This is a genomic window from Massilia horti, from assembly GCF_004614195.1.
Lineage (GTDB): Bacteria > Pseudomonadota > Gammaproteobacteria > Burkholderiales > Burkholderiaceae_D > Telluria > Telluria horti.
On sequence record NZ_SPUM01000036.1, the window covers coordinates 14,422 to 37,478 of the forward strand.

Below are 23,057 nucleotides of genomic sequence, written 5' to 3' on the forward strand. Positions count from 1 at the left end.
ATCAGGCCGCCAGCCGTTCCGGGCTGGAGCCTTCCGACAGCGCCCACACCTCGAGCATCGCCTGCTCCAGGTCGGTGGCCAACGCGTAGCCGGTCAGGCCCATCGCGCTGGTCACTTCCTCCAGCGCGGCCTGCACGTTGCCGTTGCTGCCAGCACGCTCGAGCACCTGCATCAGCAGCCGCTGTTGAGTGCGGCGCAGCGCCTGCATCGCGTAGTTGCGCAGCTGTTCCTGCGACTTGCTCTGCGCCGGCAGCTTCAGCCCGCGTTCGAGGTTGTCCAGGCCAGCCTTCTCGCGCAGCGCCATGCCCACCTGCAGGAACCCTGCCAGCGACATGCCAGCCGGACGCTGCACCGACACCGCCGCAAACAGGAAGGCCGCCAGCGACTCGATGGTGTCGACCGACTTCCAGGCCTGCGCAAAACCGGACGGCAGACCGGCATGAGCGTCGGCTTCCAGCTTCGACGGCATCAACTGGCGCAGCTGCTCGCCCTCGGCGAACAGGTTCGACAGCTCCTGCATCGCGTCCACGCCGGCCGGCAGCGACAGCACGCCTTCGATCACGGAGCGCATCAGCACGCGGGTGCGGGCATCGACCGCGACCGAGACTTCACGCGGCACGTTCAGTGCGTCGGCGTCCAGCGCATCGAACACCGGACCCAGGTGCAGCGCCGACCAGGCGCTGCCGAACGCCTTGACCACTTCCGCATCGTCGACGCGGTGCTCGAGCGCCAGGTCGCGCAGCATCAGCGGGCCGCAGCGGTTGACCGACTCGTTGGCCAGCACCGTCGCCAGGATCGCGTTCGCCAGCGGGTGCGCCAGCGGATCGCGGGTCGCGATCAGCTGCGTCGGGAAGTACGGCAGCAGCACCGAACGCGCCCACGGCTGCTCGGTGAGCGGCAGGCTGCCAAGGATGCGCTTGAAGCGGTTCTTCACGTTCGCGATCACCACCGCCAGTTCGGACGTCGTCAGGCCCAGGCCCAGCGTCTTGCGGCGCGCCAGTTCGGCGTCCGTCGGCAACTGCTCCAGTTCGCGCGAGACTGCGCCTTCCGCCTCCAGGCTGGCAATCAGCGAGGCGTAGCCATCGACCACCGACGCGTTGGCCTGCGCCTGCACTTCACGCACCAGCAGGTGAGTCTGCAGCTTGTTGTCGCGCAGGACCAGCCGCTCGATTTCGCCGGTCATCTCGGTCAAGAGCTCGTTGCGCTCGGGCGCGGTCAGCTGGCCAGCTTTGACTTCGGTCTCGAGCCAGATCTTCACGTTCACCTCATGGTCCGAGCAGTCCACGCCGGCCGAGTTGTCGATCGCATCGGTGAAGATGCGCCCGCCAGCCAATGCGAATTCGATGCGGCCGGCCTGGGTCGCGCCCAGGTTGCCGCCCTCGCCCACCACCTTGCAGCGCATCTCGCCGCCGTTGACGCGGATGTTGTCATTGGCGCGGTCCTTGACCTGCGCATGGGTCTCGGTGGAAGCCTTGATGTAGGTGCCGATGCCGCCGTTGTAGAACAGGTCCACCGGCGCCATCAGGATGCGGTGCATCAGCTCTTCCGGCGTGAGCGAGGTCTCCTCGATCGCCAGCGCGGCGCGCACCTGCGGGGTCAGCTCGATCGAGCGGCTGCTGCGCGCGAACACGCCGCCGCCTTCCGAGATCAGCTCCTTGTTGTAGTCGTCCCACGACGAACGCGGCAGCGCGAACAGCCGCTGGCGTTCCTTGAACGAGACTTCGACGTCCGGAGTCGGGTCGAGGAAGATGTGGCGGTGGTCAAACGCCGCCACCAGCTTGATCTGGCGCGACAGCAGCACGCCGTTGCCGAACACGTCGCCCGACATGTCGCCCACGCCAACCACGGTGAACGGGGTGGTGTTGATGTCGTGGCCCATCTCGAAGAAGTGGCGCTTGACGGCCTCGAACGCGCCCTTGGCGGTGATGCCCATCTTCTTGTGGTCGTAGCCGTTCGAGCCGCCCGAGGCGAACGCGTCGCCCAGCCAGAAACCGCGCTCAACAGCGATACTGTTGGCCAGGTCGGAGAAGGTCGCGGTGCCCTTGTCTGCGGCCACCACCAGGTACGGGTCGTCCTGGTCATAGCGGACGGTGTCAGCCGGCGGCACGATCTCGCCGCGCACGCGGTTGTCGGTCAATTCCAGCAGACTCGAGATGAACATGCGGTAGCATGCCTGGCCTTCGGCCGCCACCACTTCACGCGCCGCGTCCTTGGGCATCTGCTTGCACACGAAGCCGCCTTTGGAGCCGGCCGGCACGATGACCGCGTTCTTGACCATCTGCGCCTTCACCAGGCCCAGCACCTCGGTGCGGTAGTCCTCCATCCGGTCCGACCAGCGCAGGCCGCCGCGCGCCACCGGGCCGCCGCGCAGGTGCACTCCTTCGAAGCGGCGCGAGAACACGTAGATCTCGCGGAACGGACGCGGTTCCGGTACCAGCATCAGGTTGCTGGTGTCGAACTTGAAGATGATCTTCTCGCCGTTGTTCTGGAAGTAGTTGGTGCGCATGGTCGCCATCACCAGGTCGACCAGCGCGCCGATGATTTCCTCAGTGTCCGCATGGTTGACCGCTGCCACCCCGGCCTTCAGTTCGGCCAGCTTGGCGGTGCCAGCCTCGCGCTCCTCCTGGCTGAGCGCCGGGTTGAAGCGCTGCGTGAAGCCTTCGACCAGCTGCTTGACCAGCAGCGGACGGTCGCGCAGGGTCTCCGCCATGTAGCGCACGGTGAACTTGCTGCCGGCCTGGCGCCAGTAGCTGATGTAGGCGCGTACCAGCTGCACTTCGCGCATCGACAGGCCGCCTTCGATCGTCAGGCCGTTCAGGCGACCATCTTCGGCTTCGTTGTTGAACAGCGCCGCGAACAGCTCTTCGGCCAGGCGTGCCACGCCCGGGCGCGCCAGCTTGGCCGCGGTTTCCAGGTCGGTCGCCAGCGCGCTCACGTAGTGGCGCTTGCCGTCCAGGGTGGTGATCGCGTGGGTCTGCTCGCGGTCGATCATCACGCCGGCGTTATGCAGCGCCGGCAGGATGCGCGACAGCGAAGGCACGGAATCGCCCGAATACAGGCGGATCGAGGCGCCCGACTCGGGGTCGGCTTCGATGCGCACCGAGACGTGGCCAGCCTGGCCGTTCGACAGCACAGCCAGCAGGTCTTCCAGCGCGGTGGCCGGCGCGGTCGAGGTGACGTAGTTGACCGGCAGCGTGGGCACCAGCTTGCGCAGGGCATGGCGGGTCGGCAGGTCGGCGACGCCGTCCAGCAGGCCCGAGAAATGGTCGTGCCAGCCGTCCAGCACGCCCAAGAGCGGCTGCTGGATATCCGATTCGAGGTCGAGCGGGTAGCGCGCGGCGTGCGCGATCAGGTACACGCGCGCCAGCGGGCCGTCGGCCACCAGCGTCTGCGAGCGCACTTCGACCGCGCCCGAGCTTTCCTTCAGTGCCTGTGCCAGCGCGGCCGCCACCGCGGCGCTGTAGCGCTCGCGCGGCAGGTAGACCAGCACGTTCAGGTGGCGCGCATACACGTCACGGCGCGCGAACACCTTGGCGCGCGGCTGCTTGTACAGCGACACCACCGAGCTGCACACCTGGGCCAGCCATTCGGGGTCGGCTTCCAGCGCTTCGGTGCGCGGCAGCGATTCGAGGATCTCCAGGAACTTCTCGGCGCGGAAGCCTTCCTGGCGCACGCCGGCGATCGACAGCACCTTGGCCACGCGGCCGCGCGCGAACGGCAGGCGCGCCAGCGGAGTCGAGGTGGCGGCGCGGGTGAACAGGCCCACGAAGCAGTGTTCGCCCAGCACGCGCCCTTGCGCGTCGGTGTCGCGAACGCCGATGAAGTCCAGCGCCTGGTCGCGGTGCAGCGTGCCCTCGACGTCTGCCTTCACGATCGACAGCGTGTCGGCGCGGCGCGACAGGGTTTCGAAGTCGCCCGGGATGTTGGCCAGGCACGTGCCGTAGACCGGGTGCGAAGTATCCTGCAGCACGCCGATCCGGCTCGGGATGTCGCGCTCCAGTTCGCGCTCGCCCGGCTTGACCACGTAATGGGCGTAGCCGAACGGCTCGAAGCCTTCGTTCTTGGCCCATTCGAGGAAGGCGGCCACTTCCTGGCCGGCCGGGGTGCCATCAAGGGCGGCCGCTGCGGCCACAGAGGTCATGCGGTCAGCCATGGCGACGGCGTCGCGGTGCACCACGGCGGCGTCGCGCGCGACCATCTGCAGGCGCGCGACCAGCGCAGCCAGTTCGGCCTGCGGCAGGTCCTCGGACAGCAGGCACAGCACATACGATTCGCAGGCCGCGCCGGCTTCGCCGACCGCATCCACCATGCCGCTCGCATCGCGCCGCACCGGCAGCACGGCGTTCATCACGCCGGCGGCCGATACACGCTGCTTGCGCAGGGCCATGACGATCGAATCGACGAGGTAAGGCATGTCGTCATTGAGGATCAGCAGGGCAGTCGCCATGCCGCCGCGCCCGTCGGAATAGCGCATCTGCGCGATCTGGCAGCCTTCTCCCGCGCGCTGCGCGACCTGGGTAAAACCCTCCCACAACACCGGCGCCAGGCTGTCGGGCGCGGTGCCGGCCAGGTCCTCTTCGTCGAGCGATCCGAGCCAGGCGCTGATCAGGGCCCCGACTTCATCAAAGGCGCCCGCGGGCTTGTTTGCGGTGACCAGCGCGAGGGTCCGTGTGCGCAGGTCGTTGGGCATGTCTTTATTCATTCTGCTTCTCCAATGTTATACACCGTGGGCGCAGCAGCTTTTGGCCGCGCGCCGCAGGGTCTCAAAGGACGGGGATGTCCCGCCCGATTCCGTGTGTCCCCTTTGCGGAGGCGTTTTTTCTCGTATTAGACCAGCTTGCCGTGTCACGATCAAACTTGTCAGTCCAGCTGGTACAGCCCCGGCAAGCCGAGGATGCGTTCCAGTTCTTCCAGCGCGGCCGCGCATTCGAGCGCCAGCTGCGGGTCGGCCAGGTCGCGCGGCTCGATCCGGTCGCGGTAATGCCGCTCCACCCAGGCCACCAGCCGCGCGTACAGGCTCTCGTTCATGATCACGCCCTGGTGCATGGCCTGCGCCTCTTCGTCGGTCAGCACCACACGCAGCCGCAGGCAGGCGGGGCCGCCGCCGTTGCGCATGCTCTGGCGCAGGTCGAATTCCACCAGCTCGTCGATCGGCCCGCCGCTCGCGGCCAGCTGCGCGAGGTAGCTCGCCACTGCCGGGTTCTCGCGGCATTCGTGCGGCACCACCAGCGCCATGCGCCCGTCCGGCTTGGACAGCAGCTGGCTGTTGAACAGGTAGCTCGCCACCGCGTCGGCCACGCCGACCTGCCCGGCCGCGACCCGCACCGGCTTGAGATCGACGTCGGCCACCGCCAGCGCGCGCCGCAGCGTGTCCAGGGTGGCCGCTTCGTCGGCAAACGCCTGCTCGTGGTAGAACAGCACGTTGCCGTTGCCGACCGCGATCACGTCGTTGTGGAACACGCCCTGGTCGATGATGTCCGGGTTCTGTTGCGCGAACACGGTGCGCGCCGGGTCCAGCGCGTGCAGGCGCGCGACCGCCTGCGAGGCTTCCAGCGTCTGGCGCGCCGGGTATTTTTTCGGGGCGGGCGCGGACGGATCGAACTCGACCCGGCCATAGACGAAGAACTCGACCCCCGCCGCGCCGTGCGCCAGCGCCAGCCGCGTGTGGTTGGCCGCGCCCTCGTCGCCGAACGCCGGCGTGGCCGGCAGCGCGTCGTGCACCACGAAGTGCTGCTGGTCGGCGAACAGCGCACGCAGGGAGCGGCCGGCCTGCACATGCTCTTGCGAGCGATGCAGCTTGTTGTTCAGGTTGGCCGGGGTGAAGTGCACGCGGCGATCAAAGGTGTCGGCGGACGGGCTCACGGTGGCGGCGTTCGCGGTCCACATGGGCGAAGCCGACCAGGCGCACGCCAGGATCACCGGCGCGTCGCGCCAGGCGCGCGCCAGCACGTCCGCGTCGGTGCCGGAAAAGCCGATCCGGCGCAGCAGCCGCAGGTCGGGGCGCGCCTGCGGCGGCAGCACGGCCTGGGCGAAGCCGCGGCTGGCCAGCGCGCGCATCTTGGCCAGCCCCTGCAGCGCGGCCTGGCGCGGGTTCGACACGCTCCTCACGTTGTTGAACGAGGCGACGTTGCCGAACGAGAGGCCGGCGTAGTTGTGCGACGGGCCAACCAGTCCGTCGAAGTTGAATTCGCGTGCGCTCTTCATGTCAGAAGGCCAGTCCCGGCGACAGCTTGGCCGGCATTTCGATGCTGGCGGTTTCGATCGACGCGACCGGATAGGCGCAGTAGTCGGCGGCGTAATACGCGCTCGGGCGGTGGTTGCCGGACTTGCCGACGCCGCCGAACGGCGCCGAGCTGGCCGCGCCGGTGGTGGGCCGGTTCCAGTTGACGATGCCGGCACGCGCCTTGACCGCGAAGATCTTCCACAGCTGTTCCGACGGCGACAGCAGCGCGGCGGCCAGGCCGTATTCGGTGGCGTTGGCCACAATCAGCGCGCTGTCGAAATCGGGCACGCGGATCACCTGCAGCAGCGGGCCAAACCACTCCTCGTCGGGAATTGCCGCGGCATCGGTCACGTCGACGATGCCGGCACTGACGAAACCTGTGTCCGGCTGCAGCTGGCGCATCTGAAGCAGCAGCTTGCCGCCCTGCTCCACCATCATCTGCTGCGCCTTGAGCAGGCGCGCGGCGACCGCGGCGGACACCACCGGCCCCATGAACGGCTGCGGGTCGGCGTCGGACGGGCCGACCGCGAGCCTGCCCGCCACCTGCACCAGGCGGTCGATGAACGCCTGGCCTTCCGGGGTGTCCTGCACGATCAGGCGGCGCGCGCAGGTGCAGCGCTGGCCGGCCGAGATAAAGGCCGACATGATCGTGTGGTGCACGGCCGCGTCCACGTCCTGCACGTCCCACACCACCAGCGGATTGTTCCCGCCCATTTCCAGCGCCAGCATCTTGCCCGGCTGGCCGCCGAACTGCTTGTGCAGCGCGATGCCGGTCTGGCTGCTGCCGGTAAACAGCAGGCCGTCGATCCGCGGGTCCTGGCTGAGCGCCACGCCGGTCTCGCGAGCGCCGTTGACCAGATTGAGCACGCCGCCCGGCAGGCCGGCCTGCTCCCACAGCTGCACGGTCTTCACCGCGGTGCGCGGCGCGTACTCGCTCGGCTTGAACACGATCGTGTTGCCGGCGATGAGCGCCGGGACGATGTGCCCGTTCGGCAGATGGCCGGGGAAGTTGTAGGGCCCGAACACGGCGAACACGCCATGCGGGCGGTGGCGCAGCACAGCATTGCCGTCCGCGACCTTGGCCGCCGTCTCGCCGGTGCGCGTGTTGTACGACTGGACCGAGATGTCCACCTTGGCCGCCATCGTCGCCACTTCGGTGCGCGCCTCCCACAGGGGCTTGCCCACTTCCTCGGCGATCACCGCCGCCAGCTCCTCGGCGTGCTCGCGCAGAAGATCGCGAAAGCGCGTGCAGATGGCGATCCGCTGCTCGAGCGGCGCCGTCGCCCACGCTTCGAAATGCGCGCGCGCCGCCTCTACCGCGCGCTGCACATCGTCCGCCGTGGACTCGTTGCTGGTCCAGGTCTGGCGCCCGGTGGCCGGGTCGACCGTGGCCAGCAACGCGCCGCCGCCGGCTTGCCATTCGCCGTTGATGTAGTTCGACAGGTTAGCCATTGTTCTTCCTCACGTTCAGCGCCAGCGAGCGCACCTGGTCGCCCGGCTGGCAGTGCAATTCGGCCAGCTCGCGGGCGCTCAAATGCACCTTCGATGCGCCCGCAACGGCCTGGGTCAGGATCATCCGGAAATCGGACAGCTTGGTGTTCGATACCAGCACGTGGTCGGTTTCGGCCTCGGGCACGCCCTCCTCGACCTCCGCCAGCGTGCTGCTGCGCACCGCGCGCAGCTCCGACACCCGCCCCTGCAGCACCGGGCCGGCATCGAAAATGTCGACGTAGCCTTCGAAATGCATGCCCTCCTGTTCGAGCAGCTTTCGTGCCGGCTGGGTGGACGTGTGCACCTGGCCGATCACGGCCTGCGCGTCCTCGGGCAGGTAAGCCACGTACAGCGGCTGGCGCGGCATCAGCTCGGCGATGAAGGACTTCTTGCCGAGCGCGGTCAGGTTGTCGACGTGGTTGAAGTCCATCTTGAAGAAGTGCCGCCCCAGGCCCTCGTAGAACGGCGAGGTGCCGTCCTGCGCCTGGAAGCCGCGCATCTCGGCAATGATCTTCTCGGTGAACAGGTGCGGGAACTGCGCGATGAACAGGAACCGGCTCTTGGACAGCCATTTGCCGTTGTGGCCCGCGCGGTATTGCGGCAGCAGGAACAGCGAGCACAGTTCGGTGGCGCCGGTCAGGTCGTTGGACAGGTACAGCGTGTCCATCCGCGTGAACACGGAGAGCTCGCGGCTCGAATGCACCAGGGTGCCGATGCGGTAGTTGTAGAACGGCTCGGTCAGGCCAACCGCGCCCTTGATCGCACACACGCCGACGATGCTGTTCGCCTCGGTGTCTTCGAGCACGAACATGTAATCGCGCTGTTCCGGCGGGATCGTTTCGTTGAACGAGGCCACCGCGGTGGCGACCCGGTCGCCGAGCATCTGGCGGTCCGGCTTCAGGGTGGTCATGCCGCTGCCGACCTGGTGCGCCATCTCGATCAGCGCGTCGAGGTCTTCGGTCTTAATTGCACGAATGACGAGCATGTGTCCCTCTCAGATCCGTACGCAGATCACGTTATCGCCCGGCGCCACCTGCAGCGCGCGCTGCACCTGGCGCGGCAGGCACACCGTTTCGCCGATCTCGACCGGCGGGCAGGCGACGACGACGGCGCGGAAGTTGCGCTCATTGCTGGCCACCGCGTACTGCACCAGCGTCTCGGGCGCGCCCGGGACCGGCTCGGAATTAGCCACCTGCCGCAGGTGCGAGCCGCAGAACGAGCGCAGCGAATGCCGGTGCGCCTGCAAAATCGGCCCACCGTCGAAGATGTCGATGTACTCGTCGGCCTCGAAGCCTTCCTCGGTCAGCAGGCTGAACGCAAGCTGGCGGCTGGGGTGGATCTGGCCCATCGCGGCCTGGGCGTCGCCCGGCAGCAGCGGTACGTACACCGGGTAGTGCGGCATGAGCTCGACGATCAGGGTGCGGTTGCGCGCGCCGCCGATCACCCGCTCGGCGTCGAGGAAGTCCATCTTGAAGAACTTGCGGCCGACCGCGTTCCAGAACGGCGACTGGCCTTCGGGATCAGTCACGCCGGCCAGCGGCACGAAGAAGCGGTCGCCGAAGCGGTGCGGCGCCAGCACCGCGTACAGCAGGCGCGAACGCGACAGCAGCGCCGCCTCCGGACCCGCGGTGTCGCGATGGCGGATGTAAAAGCCCGACAGCTGCGAATAGGCGGTCAGCTCCGAGCACAAGGTCAGCGCATGCACGCTGTGGCTGATGTTCAGGTCGCGCGAAACCTGCTGGATCACGTCGTTGCGAAACGCGAAGTAGGTGCCGTTGCAACCGGCGGAGGCGTGGATCGCCGCGGTGCCGGCGATCCGGCCCGAGGCGAATTCCTCGAGCACGAACACATAGGATTCCTCGCTCGGGATGTCGACGTGGGCGCTGAACGAGGCGATCGAGCGCTTGATCGACATGGCGATCTTGTCGCGTGTGCGCGGCAGGGTGTGCACTCCCGGCATGGTCACCGCGGCCATGTCCTCGAGGGCGTCGAGGTCCGCAAGTTCTACCGGACGGACTACATACATGGGAACTCCCAAAGAAGTCAGTGCGCGGGCAGGCCGGCCCGCGCGCAGCTGAACGCGGGCTGGCGTGCCGGTGTCGGGTGTCAGGCCTGGGCGAGGAAGGCCTTGACCGCCTCGCGCATGATGCGGTCCGCCTCAGCGATCTGCTCGTCGGACACCACCAGCGCCGGCGCCAGGCGCACCACGTCGGCGCCCGCGATCAGCAGCATCAGGCCGAGCTTTTCGGCGATCTTGGTATAGTCCTTGGAGCGGCCCTTGTAGCCTTGTGCCATCGGCAGGCCGATCAACAGTCCCATGCCACGCGGCTTGCCGAACAGCTCAGGATAGTCGGCGGAGAGTTGTTCCAGGTTGGCGAAGATCTTGCTTGACGCTTCCTGCACCCGCGCCAGGAAGGCCGGATCGTTGATGGTCTCGACGACCTTGAGCGCCACGGCCGAGGCCAGCGGGTTGCCGCCATAGGTGGTGCCGTGCGAGCCGACGTTGAAGTGCTGGCCGATCTCTTCGGTCGTCAGCATGGCGGCGACCGGGTAGCCGTTGCCCAGCGCCTTGGCCGAGGTCAGGATGTCCGGGGTCACGCCGACCTGCATGTAGGCGTACAGCGAGCCGGTACGGCCCACGCCCGACTGCACCTCGTCGAACACCAGCAGCGCGCCGGTCTTGTCGCACAATTCGCGCAGCGCCTTCAGGTACGCCACGTCGCCCGGGATCACGCCGCCCTCGCCCTGGATCGGCTCGACGATCACGGCCGCCACGTCATCGCCAATGGCAGCGCGCGCCGCCTCGATGTCGTTGTACGGGATGTGGCTGATGTCCGGCGGCAGCGGCTCGTAGCCTTCGGTGTACTTCGGCTGGCCGCCAACCGAGACGGTGAACAGGGTGCGGCCATGGAACGACGACAGGCAGGACACGATGCGCGACTTGTGCGGGCCGAACTTGGTGTGCGCGTATTTGCGGGCCAGCTTCAGCGCGCCCTCGTTGGCTTCGGCGCCGGAATTGCAGAAGAAGGCGCGATCGGCGAAGGTCGCCTCGGTCAGCGCCAGGCCCAGACGCAGGACCGGCTCGTTGGTGTAGCCGTTGCCCAGGTGCCAGACGGTATTTGCCTGTTTGGTCAGCGCCTCGACCAGCACCGGGTTGCAGTGGCCCAGGGCGGAGACGGCGATGCCGGAGGTGAAGTCCAGATAGTGCTTGCCGTCCTGGTCCCACACGTCCAGGCCCGCCGCGCGCACCGGCACCATCGCGGCCGGGGCATACGTCGGGACGAGGACCTCATCATAGGTCTGCCGCGTGACAGGCCGCGTCGTGACACCCGAATCAAGCTTTGCGTTCATGGCTTCTTCCTCATCCAAAATTAGAGTTGGGCGCGGACGTCCCATCGCCGCGCCGAGACAATCCATTATAGGAACGCAACGTAACAACATCTTTTCAATCTGCGACAGACATTTTCATTTTTGGTCGGACAGTGAAAAACGGAAACGGACCGCTGCGTTCGTGAAGTTTGTCAAACGGCCGCGCATCCCCGGCCTTTCGGACCGAAACCGCGTTCAACACGCGGGATGCTTACAGTTGTCCGATCCAGGCGGAGAGGATAGTCGCGATGGCTGCCTGGCGGGAATCGAGCTCATCAAAGTCGCGCAGGGTGAGCACGCAGCGGTCGCTCGCGGCCCACTTGAGCAGGCCCTCCGGGTCGGGGATGTCGAACCGCTTCTGCTGGGGCGCAGGCCTGGCGCCCCGGTGCAGCACCAATTGGACCGCAGTGGGCGGGTGCAGCTTGAAGGTGGCAAAGTGATCGTCGAGGAGGAAACTGGGGCCGTTCCACTTGATGTCCTCGCCGATGCGCGGATCAAGCGAAAGGATCAGCTGGCGCAGCGCGACGATCGCCGGTTTGTGGGGATGGTCCAGCTGGTCGAGAAAAGCCTCGACCCGCGCGCTGCCCTTGCCTGCGGTGCTTTTGCCTTGCGACATAAAACCTCCGTGTCAGTTCAGTCCTTTGCTTACTGGCCCAGCTTGCGCTGGCGCTCTTCGCGCGGCGTCTTGCCAAACAGCGCGCCAAACGCGGTCGAGAAATGCGAGCCCGAGGAAAAGCCGCACATCAGCCCGACCTGCACGATCGAATAGTTGGTGTCTCCCAGCAACTGGCGCGCGCGCTGCAGGCGCAGCTCGAGGTAGTAGCGCGACGGCAGGCTGCCCAGGTACTGCTTGAACAGGCGCTCGAGCTGGCGCCGCGATATGCTGACCAGCTGCGCGATCTCGTCGGTCGAGAGTGGCTCTTCGATATTCGCTTCCATCAGCGCCACCGCTTCGGACAGCTTGGGCTGCAGCGCCCCAAAGCGCGCCTGCAGCGCCACCCGCTGGCGCTCATGCGCGCCGCGCACGCGATCCACGCACAGCAGTTCCTTGACCTGCGCCTGTACGCCGGCGCCGAACACCATCTCGACCAGCGTCAGCGCAAAGTCGATGCTGGCCGCGCCGCCGCAACACGTCAGGCGCCGGCCATCGATCTCGTACAGATTAGGGGTGAACAAGGCCTGGTCGGCCAGGCTGTCGGCCTCCGCGTACAGCGACCACGGCAAGGCGGTGCGCACGCCGTTCAGGGCCCCCGCATCGGCCAGCCACAGCACGCCGGCGCCCACCCCGCCCCAGAACGGCGCCGCGCGGCAGCGCTCGACCAGGTTGCGCATGTAGGCTGGCCTTAACCCCGCATGTGCCTCGTCGGCCACCAGCAGCACCAGGTGCCAGGGGCGCTGCACGTCGCCGGCGAACTTGTCGGGGCTGCGCACGTCCACGTGCAACCGATCCGGACCGACGATCTTCGCCGCCATCCGCAGCGGCTGGTACAGGCCCGACCAGCTCAGGGTGTCCGGCTCGCCTGCGTTGACCAAAAGGACGCGCAGCGGCCGCTCCTGGGCCAGGCCGGGCAGGTCAAAGTGCTGCATGGGTGGGGGTCGGCAAAGTCATCACTCGGGGGCCAGCGCCGCGGGCGGGCGGCTCGCGGTGTTCCATTGACTGACTATCATACCGGAGATCAACAAAGTCGCGCCGAGCCAGGCTCGCGGGCTCAACGCTTCGCCCAGCCAGAAGAACGCGAAGAACGCCGCCGCGCCCGGCTCGAACGAATAGATGACGGCGGCCTCGTTGGCGGTGGTGCGCGCCTGGCCCCAGCTCTGCAGCGAAATGATGGCGGCGGTCGCCACCACGCCCAGGTAGCCCACGTTCCACCAGTATTGCTGCAGGCCGTGGCCGATATAGGCCCAGTAGTTGGCCGCGTCCTGGGCCACGTCGATGCTGCCGCGCGGCACTTCGCGCGCCAGCAGCCACAGCGCGGCGCACAGTGCCACCGTGCCGATCTGGGCGGCGGTCACACTCAACAGGCGCGAGGCCTGCCGCAGGCGCACTTCCATGGTCCGCACGTAAACCGCGAAGCACAGCGCCGACATCAGGGCCAGCCAGTCGCCGCGGCCCCAGGAGCCGTCATCCCAGCACAGCGCCGCCAGGCCGCCCACGGCGAGCAGCAGCGCCAGCACCAGCTTGCGTTCCGGCAGGCGCCCACCCATCACGCCCAGCAGCGGCACGATCAGCACGTTCAGGCCGCAGATGAAGGCATTGCGGTTGGAACTGGTCAGGGCCAGCCCCTCGACCTGGAACAGGAAACAGAAGAACAACAACAGCCCCAGCACGGCGCCTGCGCGCAGGTCGTCGCGGCGGGCGCGCCACAGGAAGGGCGCGAGCAGCACTGCCGCCAGCGCGAAACGCGAAAAGATGATCCAGACCGGCGAAAAATAGACGGTCAGCCCCTTCATCGCGGGGAAGGTCGTGCCCCAGACGAGCGTGACGACGAGCAGGGCGAGAACGCCGCGAAACTGATGGTTCATGTGGACTTCTTGATGGTTGCCGGCCTGGCAAAACGTTTATGGTACCCGCCTCTGCTGTAAAACGCGAACGACGTCCCGGCAAAGCGGCGACGGGCGGCTATAATCAGTCCATGGGGGAACGATATTTAAAGAGCATCCGTCTGCTGGCCGAATGCATGCAGGGTTTCGAACGCTTTTCGGGCGAGTCGGTCCGCCGGTCGGGGCTGACGCATGCCCAGTTCGACATCATTGCCACGCTCGGCAACACGCCCGGCATGAGCTACAAGGAACTGGGCGAGCGCACCCTGATCACCAAGGGCACCTTGACCGGCGTGATCGAGCGGCTCGAGCAGAAAGGGCTGGTGCTGCGCGAGCGCAGCGAGGACGACAAGCGCTCGTATTTCGTGCGCCTGACGCCATGCGGCGAGGCGGCGTTTCGCGAAGTGTTCCCCAAGGTGGTCGCGCACGGCAAGCAGCTGTTCGCGGCCTATAGCGAGGCCGATTTCGACGAGATCGACCAGGCGCTGAAAAAACTGCGCCAGTCGATCCTCGATTCCGACCGGATTGCAGGTGTTTCGAACGCAACCTCACCATCGAAGGAAAAACTTTGAAAACTGCCCTGCTTGAAGGCAAAAAGCCTGCGAAGTTTGACAAGCACATCATCGGCAACCTGCTGCTCGACGCCGCCCCGGCCGACGAGGTGCGCGAGGAGAAGATGCTGATCGGTGTGCGCAACGAAGCCGGCGAAATCTACCGCCTGATCGGCGCTAGCAAGCTGAACAGCTTCATGAACGCGGTCGAGGAATTGTTCGACCTGGGCCTGGTGGACGAACTGCAACACATCGAGGAGCCGAAGGAAGGCTGCGACGCCATCTTCAGCGCGCCCTGAGCCCTGTTGTAAAAATGCTTTTGGGAAAGCTTCCCGCTGGTCTGTCGGGGGTATAATTTTTCCATGGACAGACTCGAAGCTCTCAAGCGCATTGCCGCCCAGGCGAATCGGGGCGAACTCACCTTCCCGACCAGCGTCGACGCCACGCTCAAGCTGCAGCGTGCGCTGACCGATCCCGGCTGCCACCTCGAAGCCGCGGCCCGGCTGGTGCAGGCCGAACCGCTGCTGGCGGCGCGCACCGTCGCGATCGCCAATTCGGTCACCTTCAACCGTGCCGGCATCGACGTCACCAACGTGCCGGCCGCCGTCCAGCGCGTCGGCTTTCGCACGCTGGGAGCGCTGGCCGCGGCCGTGATCGTGCGCCAGCTCGACAGCGGAATCACCGATCCGGATTTGCGCGCCAAGGCCGACCAGTTGTGGCAGCACTCGGCGCACGTGGCGGCGCTGGCGCAGCTGATCGCGCGCCGGGTCTCGCACGTGGACCCGGAAACGGCCATGTTCGCCGGCATCGTGCACGAGGTCGGCGGCTTTTACCTGCTCTCGCGCGCCGAGGAATACCCGGGCCTGCTCGACGGGGACCCGGCCGACTGGATCGAGCACGGCGAAGTGGCGATCGGGCGCGCGGTGCTGCGCAAGCTGGACGTGCCGGTGCCGGTGGCGGCGGCGATCGAGGCGCTGTGGAACGGCATGCGCGCGCTGCCGCCGGAAACCCTGGGCGACACGCTGCAACTGGCCGACGACCTGGCGCCGGAACGCTCGCCGCTGCACGAGCGGCCGGGCGCGACCGACATCCAGAGCGCCGCCACGATCGATTTCGCGGTGGGCGACGGCACACTTTCGCGCCTGCTTGCGGACTCGGCGGAAGAGGTGCGCAGCCTGACCAGCGCGCTGCTGTAAGCCGCTTTTTCGTCCCCGCGAGCCCTACAATTTGCAATTAATCGTAGGGCGCGCGGCCGGCGAGGACCTGTGCGCACGCGGTTCGCGAAAGCAGCGTAGTGGCGCCGAAGCCGCAAGTCAGCAAGCGATGACCGCGTGCGCACAGGTGCGCACCCTACGACGCCTCCGATACGCCGTACGACTCACGGATGGCATTTCATGTTCAGCCGTTCCCACTCCCCCGGATCGCTCGCCAGCAGCGCGCGGCTCTTGTCCATGTCCTCGAACAGCGCGCACTCCGGCGCCACCGGCTGCTGCCCCGCTGGCACGCTAGCGCCCGGACCCGGCACCACCAGCGCAGGCGGCAACCTGGTCGCCTCGAACAGGTTGACAACCTGATCCGCAGTAGTCGCCGCCGCCTGCTGCAGCCCCGCTTCAGTGGCGCGCAGCCGGGCCAGCATGTTGTCGGTCACCAGCTTGCCGATCGGGTTGGTCGCAAGCCGTCCTGCCGGTTCGCCTTTCTTGTTGAACAGCAAGTCGTACATCAGCCAGTCCGGGTCGTCCTGTGGCCGCCCGTTGGCGGCGCTGCGGGTCAGCAGATTGCGCAGGAACGTGGCGCTGTCGCCCCAGGCCGCTTGTGCAACTTGCCACGGCTGCTCGTTCGCCAGCTGGCGTTGCTGCTCCAGTCTCGTCACCTGTGCGATCAGCTTCCCGGAATCGGCAAGCTTGCCTGCCATCAGCTGCGCGTCCTCCGCCTTCCCTTGCAGAAATCCGAGCAGCGGCGGCTTGACGCGCGCCTTGCAGGCATCGGCAATGGGGCCGATGGCCGGGATCAGTGCCGCGATGTTCAGGTGCAGGTCACGGCATGCCAGCCGGCTGCAGGGCCTGGCAGCGAGATAGTCGATTGCGCTCGTCGTTCCCTCATGCAGGCATTGCGCGTGCTGGTCCGACAGATCCTTCAGTAAGCGGGCATTCTGGCGGTTAATGGCAATGCAATCGCGCGCTGTTGGGTTGTCTGGCGGCTCGGCCAGCTTGCCTGGCTCCTGCGCGTACGCTTCCCAAGCCAGCAACACCAGCGGCAGCAGCCAGGAAATCCTGTGGCCCATGCCTGCCTCACTTATCCGCCATGCAAGCGAACGCCACCGCCGATTCGGCCGTGCCGACAGCCTTGTAGTAGCTCAGCACATATCCGCTCGCGCACTCTTGCGGCACACCGCCGGTGGCCATGTCATAGCTGCCGCTTTCCAGCTCGGCAATGATCTTGCCGGGGTCGCCGGAAGCCTGGCGGATGCAGCCTGTCGCATCGTTGCGCTCGGTTTCCGCCTGTCGCGCCAGCGTCAGCGCATCGTCCACGATCCGGGCCGGGTCGACACCCGACTGGGTCGCCGCGTCGAAATCCGCGCGCAAGTCTTCCAGTAGTACCTTGTCGCGCGCACCCTGCAGGACCGGGTTGTTATATTGGGGCAGCTTGTCCTTGAGATAGGCGAGCGACACCGGGCATTGCCCCGCCGTTGGCGCCTGCTGCCCCGGCGCGCTCGGCTGGACCTTGACGGCGGACGGGACCGCGACAACAGCCTGCCCCCTGCCCGCTTTCCCGGCCGCGCCGGCTTGGTCGGATGGCGGCGCCTCAGCGAAGATGTCGCCGCTGCGCTCGTGAGCAGTGGTGGCAGGCCCGGCCGGCTTTTCGGGATGCGGCCACAAGGAGGCACCGAACGAGAAGATCGGTGCGGGATTGGGCACCCCGGCCGCAGCCGTCAGGCCGGACAGCAATACGCCGGCCAGCATGCCCAGCCCCTCATGAGAGGCGTGCGACTGTTCCTTTCCCTTTGCCGGCTCCTGCAGCCTGCTGGCGTAGAACCTGGCGGACTCCCTGGCGGACACCATTCCCCGCTTGAAAAAGTCATCGTGCTGGACCAGCCCGGTCGTCCTCGACAGCTCGAGGGCCTTGGCGTAGATATCGGCCTCCGCGTAAAACTGCTGGATGCGCCATTGCTTTCCTTCAAAGGAGGCAGGGGGCGGAGCATTCTTCAAGCCGGCCTCCCATTGCGAATGGGCGAGCGCGAATGGATTCATCACCCGCTCCTGGAACGCCGCCTCCTTCACGTACGCCTCATCCATGCCACGCCGCTTGAGCTGCCCCAGGTAAATGCGCGCGATCGCGCCGTAGGGAAAGTGATCGTATTGCTGGCGCAGAATCGGCAGGCTGTGCGGCGCGTCGGGATCGTTCAACGCGGCGGCGCCGCGGTACTGGTCCAAGTAGATGTCGCACGGCGAGGCGCGCTTCTCCGGCTTTTCGCTCAGACAAGATTTATACGCGGCGCGGTATGCGTCGCCCGCCTCGGCAAACTGCTCGCGCCTGAAGTAGAACGTTCCCTTGACGTTGTCCAGTTGGGTACGGCAACTGGCGTCGCAATCGGACGCCGGGTAAATGCTGTCGATCTGGCGTAGCGCGGTGTCGGGATTGCCAAGATCGACCGCATCGAGCCGCTTGCTCCATTCCGGCAGCCCGGCGCTTGCGCATCCGGCCAGCGCGACCACAACGACCAGCGCCATCAAGAAGCAAGCGCAGCGAAACGTGATCCGGGGCTCCATGTTGATGAGCAGGCATGCCGCGTGATCGGGGACCGGCGGCACAGGTCCTAAAAGATGACAAGGTAACGCCGCGGGGACTCTTGACTATCACCTGCCGCTTGCGCCACCTCAAGCCGCATCACATTTGGCAGCGCAAAGGTGTTAATAAGCAGTTGACCCAAAGCGCGCAAGATCCCCTTCAGTTGGTGACATTGCAAGGCGAGCGTAAGACCGGTGCGACTTCGCCGCTGCCCCAACGATAGGGCTACGACGTAATCGAAAGGAAGGAGATGGAAAATTTATATAGATTGTTGCTAATGGTTAATAAAAAATGCTAACTTAAGAGCGTTGAACAATCTTTAAGGAGATAGAGTTGGCTCTTACGAAATGTCACGAATGTGGCGCAAGCGTCAGCACTGATTCGAACAAGTGCCCCCAGTGTGGTGCAATCGTGAAATCCAAACAGAACACTATAGCTGCCATCATCGGAGTGATTGCTGCAGGCTATTTCGGCTGGTTCTACATCGGCGGGGGACTGGAAAAGCAAGCTGCAATAGACATGCGAAAGATTGAGAACCAAGTTGCGGACGATTCAGTGAAACAGTATCGGATTGCCAAAGAGAGTGGAACGATGATGGACAGATGCGTTCATGCAGGCATGGTTAGCGCAGCATTTATCCAAGCCCAAGACCAAGGAAACTACGCGAAGTGGAAGCAAATCGAGAGTGAGGATTGCAAAGCGGCCGGGCTTGAGAGGTAACCGCATAACCTGGCCCCCCGACACTTTTGGCGGCAGTGGAATTATTTGCCGACCAAGGGTGTTTGAGCGATCTTTTTGGCAAGTCCGTCAAGACCATCACGAGCATGTCCAGAACGTTTTTGCTGAAAAAGAGCTAGACGAAAAAGCAACTATCCGGAATTTCCGGATAGTTCGTCAGGAGGGAGCAAGACAAGTGACTCGCGACGTTGAGCATTGTAGTCTCGACGTCATTATTTCTGTCGGATATCGCGTCAAGTCGCAGCAAGGCACTCGATTTCGTATCTGGGCGACAAGGACGCTCAAAGAGCACCTTGTCAAGGGGTACACAATCAACCAGCGACGACTGGCCGAAAGACGCGCTTGCAGCGCTGCTGGGAAACCTGGAGCAATGGGTGGTTGGCGCTCCGGCCTAGCCGACTGTGAAATCCAAGGCGGCGCATCTGCTGTATTTCGTCATCAAGGACCACCCGCTGTCAGATGGAAACAAGCGCGCAGGCTCCTGACTGTTTCTCTACTTTCTGGAACAGAATCGCGCACTCCTGCACGCGGACGGAACGCCTAAGCTCAACGATGTCGGGATGGCGGCGCTTGCGCTGCTGGTGGCAGAGTCCGCTCCCTCTGCAAAGGAAACTGTAATCCGGCTCACTATGAACATGCTCTCAGAGCCTGTGTAAATTCTCAAGCCGCCGCGCAATGCAACTGGCACAACTGATTGATTTCGCTAGATTTGGGCCACCTGCTTATTAACACCCCCCGACCAAAAAAAATGCCCGCTCTGGGGAACGGGCAAAGTCCAAAACTAGGGATGTCCTGAAAGAGACAGTTCCACTATACGGCCCCGGCCTCCCGGCGCTCTGTGCGTTAACTCACATAAGACAATATTTTTCAAAGTTTCTTCGAAAATATTGCGCAATGCCAAGGGTGATTGCCTGAGTTGAACTTTACGCTTGGCGAGCCCAACCGCTTCACGGCTGCGCATCGCCAGGCGATCTGGGGATCAGACGACGGCGCCGTCCGTTTCGTCACGCTCCTTGGCCGGCTTGACCAGGTCTTCACGCTTGACGCCCAGCCACATCGCGATCGCCGCCGCCACGAACACCGACGAGTAGATACCGAACAGAATGCCGATGGTCAGCGCAATCGCGAAGTAGTGCAGCGTCATGCCGCCGAAGAACAGCATCGACAGCACCATCATCTCGGTACAGCCGTGGGTGATGATGGTACGCGACATCGTGCTCGTGATCGCATGGTCGATGACTTCGGTCACGCTCATCTTGCGCTGCTTGCGGAAGGTTTCGCGGATCCGGTCGAAGATCACGACCGATTCGTTGACCGAATAGCCCAGCACCGCCAGCACCGCGGCCAGCACGGTCAGCGAGAACTCCCACTGGAAGAACGCGAAAAAGCCAAGGATGATCACCACGTCGTGCATGTTGGCGAAGATGGCCGCGACCGCGAACTTCCATTCGAAGCGCACGGCCAGGTAGATCATCACGCCCACCACCACCATGAGCAGCGCGTTCAAGCCGTTCTGCGCCAGTTCCTCGCCCACCTGCGGCCCGACGAATTCCACCCGCTGCAGCCCCACCAGCTCGGCGCCGGCCGCGTTCACGCAACTGGCGTGCGCCACATCCTCGCCCTTGGCGTTGGTCTCGTGGACCTGCTTGGGCGTGCCGTTCTCGGCCGCGCACAGCGCGTTAAACACGGTCGCCGAGCTGTTCGCGCCCAGGTCGTGGCGCGTCGGCAGGCGCAGCATCACGTCCTGCGCGGTGCCGAAGCTCGACACCTCAGGCTGCTCGAAGCCGAGCTTTTCCAGCGAGTGGCGAATCTTTTCCTGATCGGCCGCGTGCGGATAGCGCAGCTCCATCACAGTGCCGCCGGTGAACTCGACCGAGTAATGCAGGCCCTTGGTCACCAGGAAGAACACCGCGGCCACGAAGGTCAGCGCCGAAATCACGTTGAACACCAACGCGTAGCGCATGAACGGGATGTCCCGCTTGATCTTGAAAAATTCCATCTCTATTCCCGATTCAGGTTATTTCTTCGCAACCGCCGACTTGCCGCCGGGCGGGGTGAGACCCTGCGTCCAGACGGTACCGATGGAGATCTTGCTCAGCTTCTTCTTGCGGCCGTACCACAGGTTGACCACACCGCGCGAAACGAAGACGGCCGAGAACATCGAGGTGAGGATGCCCAGGCAGTGCACAATCGCAAAGCCACGCACCGGACCGGAGCCAAACACCAAGAGGGCCAGGCCGACGATCAGGGTGGTGACGTTCGAGTCGAGAATGGTGGCCCACGCGCGCTCGAAACCGGCGGCGATCGCCGCTTGCGGCGCATGGCCGGCACGCAACTCCTCGCGGATCCGCTCGTTGATCAGCACGTTCGCATCGATCGCCATACCCAGCGCCAGCGCGATTGCGGCAATACCCGGCAGCGTCAGCGTCGCCTGCAGCCGCGACAGCAGCGCCAGCAGGAACAGCAGGTTGCAGGCCAGCGCGAGCACGCTGAAGAAACCGAACAGATGGTAGTAGATGATCATGAAGACCGCGATCGCGATGAAGCCGTACACGGTCGAGTGCAGGCCGCGCGCGATGTTCTCAGCGCCCAGCTGCGGACCGACCACGCGCTCCTCGACGAACTCCATCGGCGCCGACAGCGCGCCCGAGCGCAGCAGCAGCGCCAGCTCGTTGGCGCGGTCGATCGCGCCCATGTTAGTGATCTGGAAGGTCGAACCCAGCTCGCTCTGGATCACCGGCGCCGACAGCACCTGGTACTTGCCCTTTTCCTTGAGCAGGATCGCCATGCGCTTGCCGACGTTGTCGCGGGTCGCCTGGCGCATCTTGCGGCCGCCGTCACCGTTCAGGTCGATGGACACGGCCGGCTGCTGGTTCTGGTCGAAGGCGGCCACCGCGCTCGAGATGTAGTCGCCGGTCAGGATCACGTCCTTGGACACGACCACCGGCGCGCCCGGGCCATTGGTCATCAGCTCGGAGTTGTACGGGATCTGGGCCGTCGTCTCGGTGCCCGGCACGACCGTCGGGTCGACCATGCGCAGCTCCAGCGTCGCGGTGCGGCCGATGATGTCCTTGGCGCGCGCCACGTCCTGCACGCCCGGCAGCTCGACCACGATGCGGTCAGCGCCCTGCTGCTGGATGATCGGCTCGGACACGCCCAGTTCGTTGATGCGCTTGGACAGGGTGGCGATGTTCTGCTTGACGCCGTCCTCCACCGTGCGCTTGAGCGCATCCGGCTTGAGGGTGACGATCAGCTTCAGTTCGTTGTCTTCGGCGGGGGCGTCCGCGAACGCCAGGTCGGCATACTGGTTGGCCAGCACGCTGCGCGCCTGATCGCGGGTTTGCGCGTCGCGGAACTTGATTTCCACGGCGTCGCCCACGCGCTCGATGCCGGCGTGGCGCACGTTCTTGTCGCGCAGGATCGAGCGTGCGCTGGACAGGATGCCCTTGATCTTGGTATCCAGCGTGGCCTTGGCGTCGACCTGCAGCAGGAAGTGCACGCCGCCGCGCAGGTCCAGGCCCAGGTTCATCGGCAACGCGCGCAGCACCTCCATCCACCTCGGGATGTTCGTCGCCAGGTTGACGGTGACGATGTAATCCGGGTCGGTGGGGTCGCGGTTCAGGTCGCGCTCCAGCGCCAGCTTGGCCTTGAACTGTTCGTCGGTCGTGGCGAAGCGTGCCTGCACCGATGTGCTGTTCTCGTTGCCTTCCATGGCAACAGTAGTGGCGGGAACGCCGTCACGCTTGAGCGCCTCCTCAACCTGGGTGGCGGTGTCGCTGTTGACCTTGACCGTCGACTTGCCAGATGTGACCAGCAGCGCCGGCGACTCGCCAAAGTAGTTGGGCGCCGTGTACAGCAGGCCGAGCAGGACCGTGACCACGATCAGTATATATTTCCAGACGGGATAGCGATTCATAGTGTTCCAGCAATCTAGTTGAGCAGCATGCGGCCACGCGGGCCGCACGGCTTACAGGGACTTCAGGGTACCTTTCGGCAGCAGCGTGGTGATGGCGTTCTTCTGCACCGCCACTTCCGTACCAGGCGCGACTTCCAGGGTCACGTAGGTGTCGCTGACCTTGCTGACCTTGCCGACGATGCCACCGGCCGTGACCACTTCATCGCCCTTGGCCAATGCATCCATCATCGCTTTCAGTTCCTTTTGACGCTTCTGCTGCGGACGGATCATCAGGAAATACATGACCACGAACATCAGGATCAGCGGCAGGAAGGTCGTCAGGTTACCCATCAGGCCAGCTTCAGGTGCTGCGGCCGTGGTTTGCGCGTAAGCGTTGGAAATGAACACAAGGACTCCGATTGTGAGTTATAAAAATAGCGCTGTATTCTAGCATTGGCCCACT

19 protein-coding genes and 2 pseudogenes are annotated in these 23,057 nt (G+C 65.3%); 7 read left to right on the forward strand and 14 right to left on the reverse strand.

Features of this window, described 5'->3' with window-relative positions; translation table 11 throughout:
• Position 1: 1 nt before the first annotated feature.
• The 9 genes from E4O92_RS05495 to E4O92_RS05535 form a co-directional block, all read right to left on the reverse strand.
• Positions 2–4,702 carry an NAD-glutamate dehydrogenase domain-containing protein gene (locus E4O92_RS05495; protein WP_135188750.1) on the reverse strand — a complete coding sequence of 1,567 codons (4,701 nt, stop codon included), beginning with the start codon at positions 4,700–4,702 and terminating at the stop codon, positions 2–4.
• Positions 4,703–4,860: 158 nt separating this feature from the next.
• The gene (astB, locus tag E4O92_RS05500) at positions 4,861–6,204 is read right to left on the reverse strand and encodes an N-succinylarginine dihydrolase (protein WP_135188751.1); all 1,344 of its coding nucleotides are present in this window, start codon (positions 6,202–6,204) and stop codon (positions 4,861–4,863) included.
• Between the two features lies 1 nt (position 6,205).
• Positions 6,206–7,675, reverse strand: a complete 1,470-nt coding sequence (gene astD / locus E4O92_RS05505; protein WP_135188752.1) for a succinylglutamate-semialdehyde dehydrogenase — start codon at positions 7,673–7,675, stop codon at positions 6,206–6,208.
• Complete coding sequence (gene astA, locus E4O92_RS05510; protein ID WP_135188753.1) at positions 7,668–8,699, reverse strand: arginine N-succinyltransferase; 1,032 nt, start codon at positions 8,697–8,699, stop codon at positions 7,668–7,670. Before astA ends, astD begins: the two co-directional genes overlap by 8 nt.
• Before the next feature lie 9 nt (positions 8,700–8,708).
• Positions 8,709–9,740: an arginine N-succinyltransferase gene (locus E4O92_RS05515; protein WP_135188754.1), complete on the reverse strand. Its 1,032-nt coding sequence runs from the start codon at positions 9,738–9,740 to the stop codon at positions 8,709–8,711.
• Between the two features lie 80 nt (positions 9,741–9,820).
• Entirely contained in the window at positions 9,821–11,065 is a 1,245-nt protein-coding gene (locus tag E4O92_RS05520; protein WP_135188755.1) for an acetylornithine/succinyldiaminopimelate transaminase, read from the reverse strand.
• A gap of 229 nt (positions 11,066–11,294) precedes the next feature.
• Positions 11,295–11,699: a DUF1801 domain-containing protein gene (locus tag E4O92_RS05525; protein ID WP_135188756.1), complete on the reverse strand. Its 405-nt coding sequence runs from the start codon at positions 11,697–11,699 to the stop codon at positions 11,295–11,297.
• A 29-nt stretch (positions 11,700–11,728) separates the two neighbouring features.
• Positions 11,729–12,670, reverse strand: coding sequence for a GlxA family transcriptional regulator (locus E4O92_RS05530; RefSeq protein ID WP_135188757.1), 942 nt, complete (start codon positions 12,668–12,670; stop codon positions 11,729–11,731).
• A 21-nt stretch (positions 12,671–12,691) separates the two neighbouring features.
• Entirely contained in the window at positions 12,692–13,606 is a 915-nt protein-coding gene (locus E4O92_RS05535; RefSeq protein ID WP_135188758.1) for a DMT family transporter, read from the reverse strand.
• Positions 13,607–13,716: 110 nt separating this feature from the next.
• On the opposite strand from E4O92_RS05535, the gene E4O92_RS05540 reads away from it, so the two are divergent.
• The 3 genes from E4O92_RS05540 to E4O92_RS05550 all read left to right on the forward strand — a co-directional run bounded on the left by E4O92_RS05540 (position 13,717) and on the right by E4O92_RS05550 (position 15,371).
• Positions 13,717–14,196: a MarR family winged helix-turn-helix transcriptional regulator gene (locus tag E4O92_RS05540; protein ID WP_135188759.1), complete on the forward strand. Its 480-nt coding sequence runs from the start codon at positions 13,717–13,719 to the stop codon at positions 14,194–14,196.
• A complete protein-coding gene (locus E4O92_RS05545) occupies positions 14,193–14,474 on the forward strand; it encodes a hypothetical protein (RefSeq protein ID WP_135188760.1) in 282 nt (93 codons plus the stop codon). The genes E4O92_RS05540 and E4O92_RS05545 overlap by 4 nt, the downstream gene beginning before the upstream one ends.
• Positions 14,475–14,537: 63 nt before the next feature.
• Complete coding sequence (locus E4O92_RS05550; protein WP_135188761.1) at positions 14,538–15,371, forward strand: HDOD domain-containing protein; 834 nt, start codon at positions 14,538–14,540, stop codon at positions 15,369–15,371.
• 182 nt (positions 15,372–15,553) lie between these two features.
• On the opposite strand, the gene E4O92_RS05555 is transcribed toward E4O92_RS05550, so the two are convergent.
• Both E4O92_RS05555 and E4O92_RS05560 read right to left on the reverse strand, forming a co-directional pair.
• Positions 15,554–16,456: a hypothetical protein gene (locus E4O92_RS05555; protein WP_135188762.1), complete on the reverse strand. Its 903-nt coding sequence runs from the start codon at positions 16,454–16,456 to the stop codon at positions 15,554–15,556.
• Between the two features lie 7 nt (positions 16,457–16,463).
• The gene (locus E4O92_RS05560) at positions 16,464–17,903 is read right to left on the reverse strand and encodes a hypothetical protein (RefSeq protein WP_135188763.1); all 1,440 of its coding nucleotides are present in this window, start codon (positions 17,901–17,903) and stop codon (positions 16,464–16,466) included.
• Between the two features lie 391 nt (positions 17,904–18,294).
• Between E4O92_RS05560 and E4O92_RS25425 the strand changes: the two are divergent.
• The 4 genes and pseudogenes from E4O92_RS25425 to E4O92_RS25435 form a co-directional block, all read left to right on the forward strand.
• A pseudogene (locus tag E4O92_RS25425) lies at positions 18,295–18,366 on the forward strand (zinc ribbon domain-containing protein); the annotation flags it as partial.
• Positions 18,367–18,372: 6 nt separating this feature from the next.
• Positions 18,373–18,681 carry a hypothetical protein gene (locus tag E4O92_RS24730; protein WP_167759699.1) on the forward strand — a complete coding sequence of 103 codons (309 nt, stop codon included), beginning with the start codon at positions 18,373–18,375 and terminating at the stop codon, positions 18,679–18,681.
• Positions 18,572–19,027, forward strand: a pseudogene (gene rhuM, locus E4O92_RS25430) (RhuM family protein); the annotation flags it as partial. The gene E4O92_RS24730 and the pseudogene rhuM, both read left to right, overlap by 110 nt.
• 73 nt (positions 19,028–19,100) lie before the next feature.
• Positions 19,101–19,184, forward strand: coding sequence for a Fic family protein (locus tag E4O92_RS25435; RefSeq protein ID WP_370659994.1), 84 nt, complete (start codon positions 19,101–19,103; stop codon positions 19,182–19,184).
• A gap of 494 nt (positions 19,185–19,678) precedes the next feature.
• Here E4O92_RS25435 and secF read toward each other — a convergent pair whose 3' ends face one another.
• From secF to yajC, 3 genes are read right to left on the reverse strand one after another with little or no spacing between them, the layout of a single operon-like run.
• Positions 19,679–20,698 (reverse strand): protein translocase subunit SecF, encoded by a 1,020-nt coding sequence (gene secF / locus E4O92_RS05570; RefSeq protein WP_135188764.1) that lies wholly within the window; start codon positions 20,696–20,698, stop codon positions 19,679–19,681.
• An 18-nt stretch (positions 20,699–20,716) separates the two neighbouring features.
• Positions 20,717–22,615: a protein translocase subunit SecD gene (gene secD / locus E4O92_RS05575; protein WP_135188765.1), complete on the reverse strand. Its 1,899-nt coding sequence runs from the start codon at positions 22,613–22,615 to the stop codon at positions 20,717–20,719.
• A 51-nt stretch (positions 22,616–22,666) separates the two neighbouring features.
• Positions 22,667–23,002 (reverse strand): preprotein translocase subunit YajC, encoded by a 336-nt coding sequence (gene yajC / locus E4O92_RS05580; protein ID WP_135188766.1) that lies wholly within the window; start codon positions 23,000–23,002, stop codon positions 22,667–22,669.
• Positions 23,003–23,057: the final 55 nt, after the last annotated feature.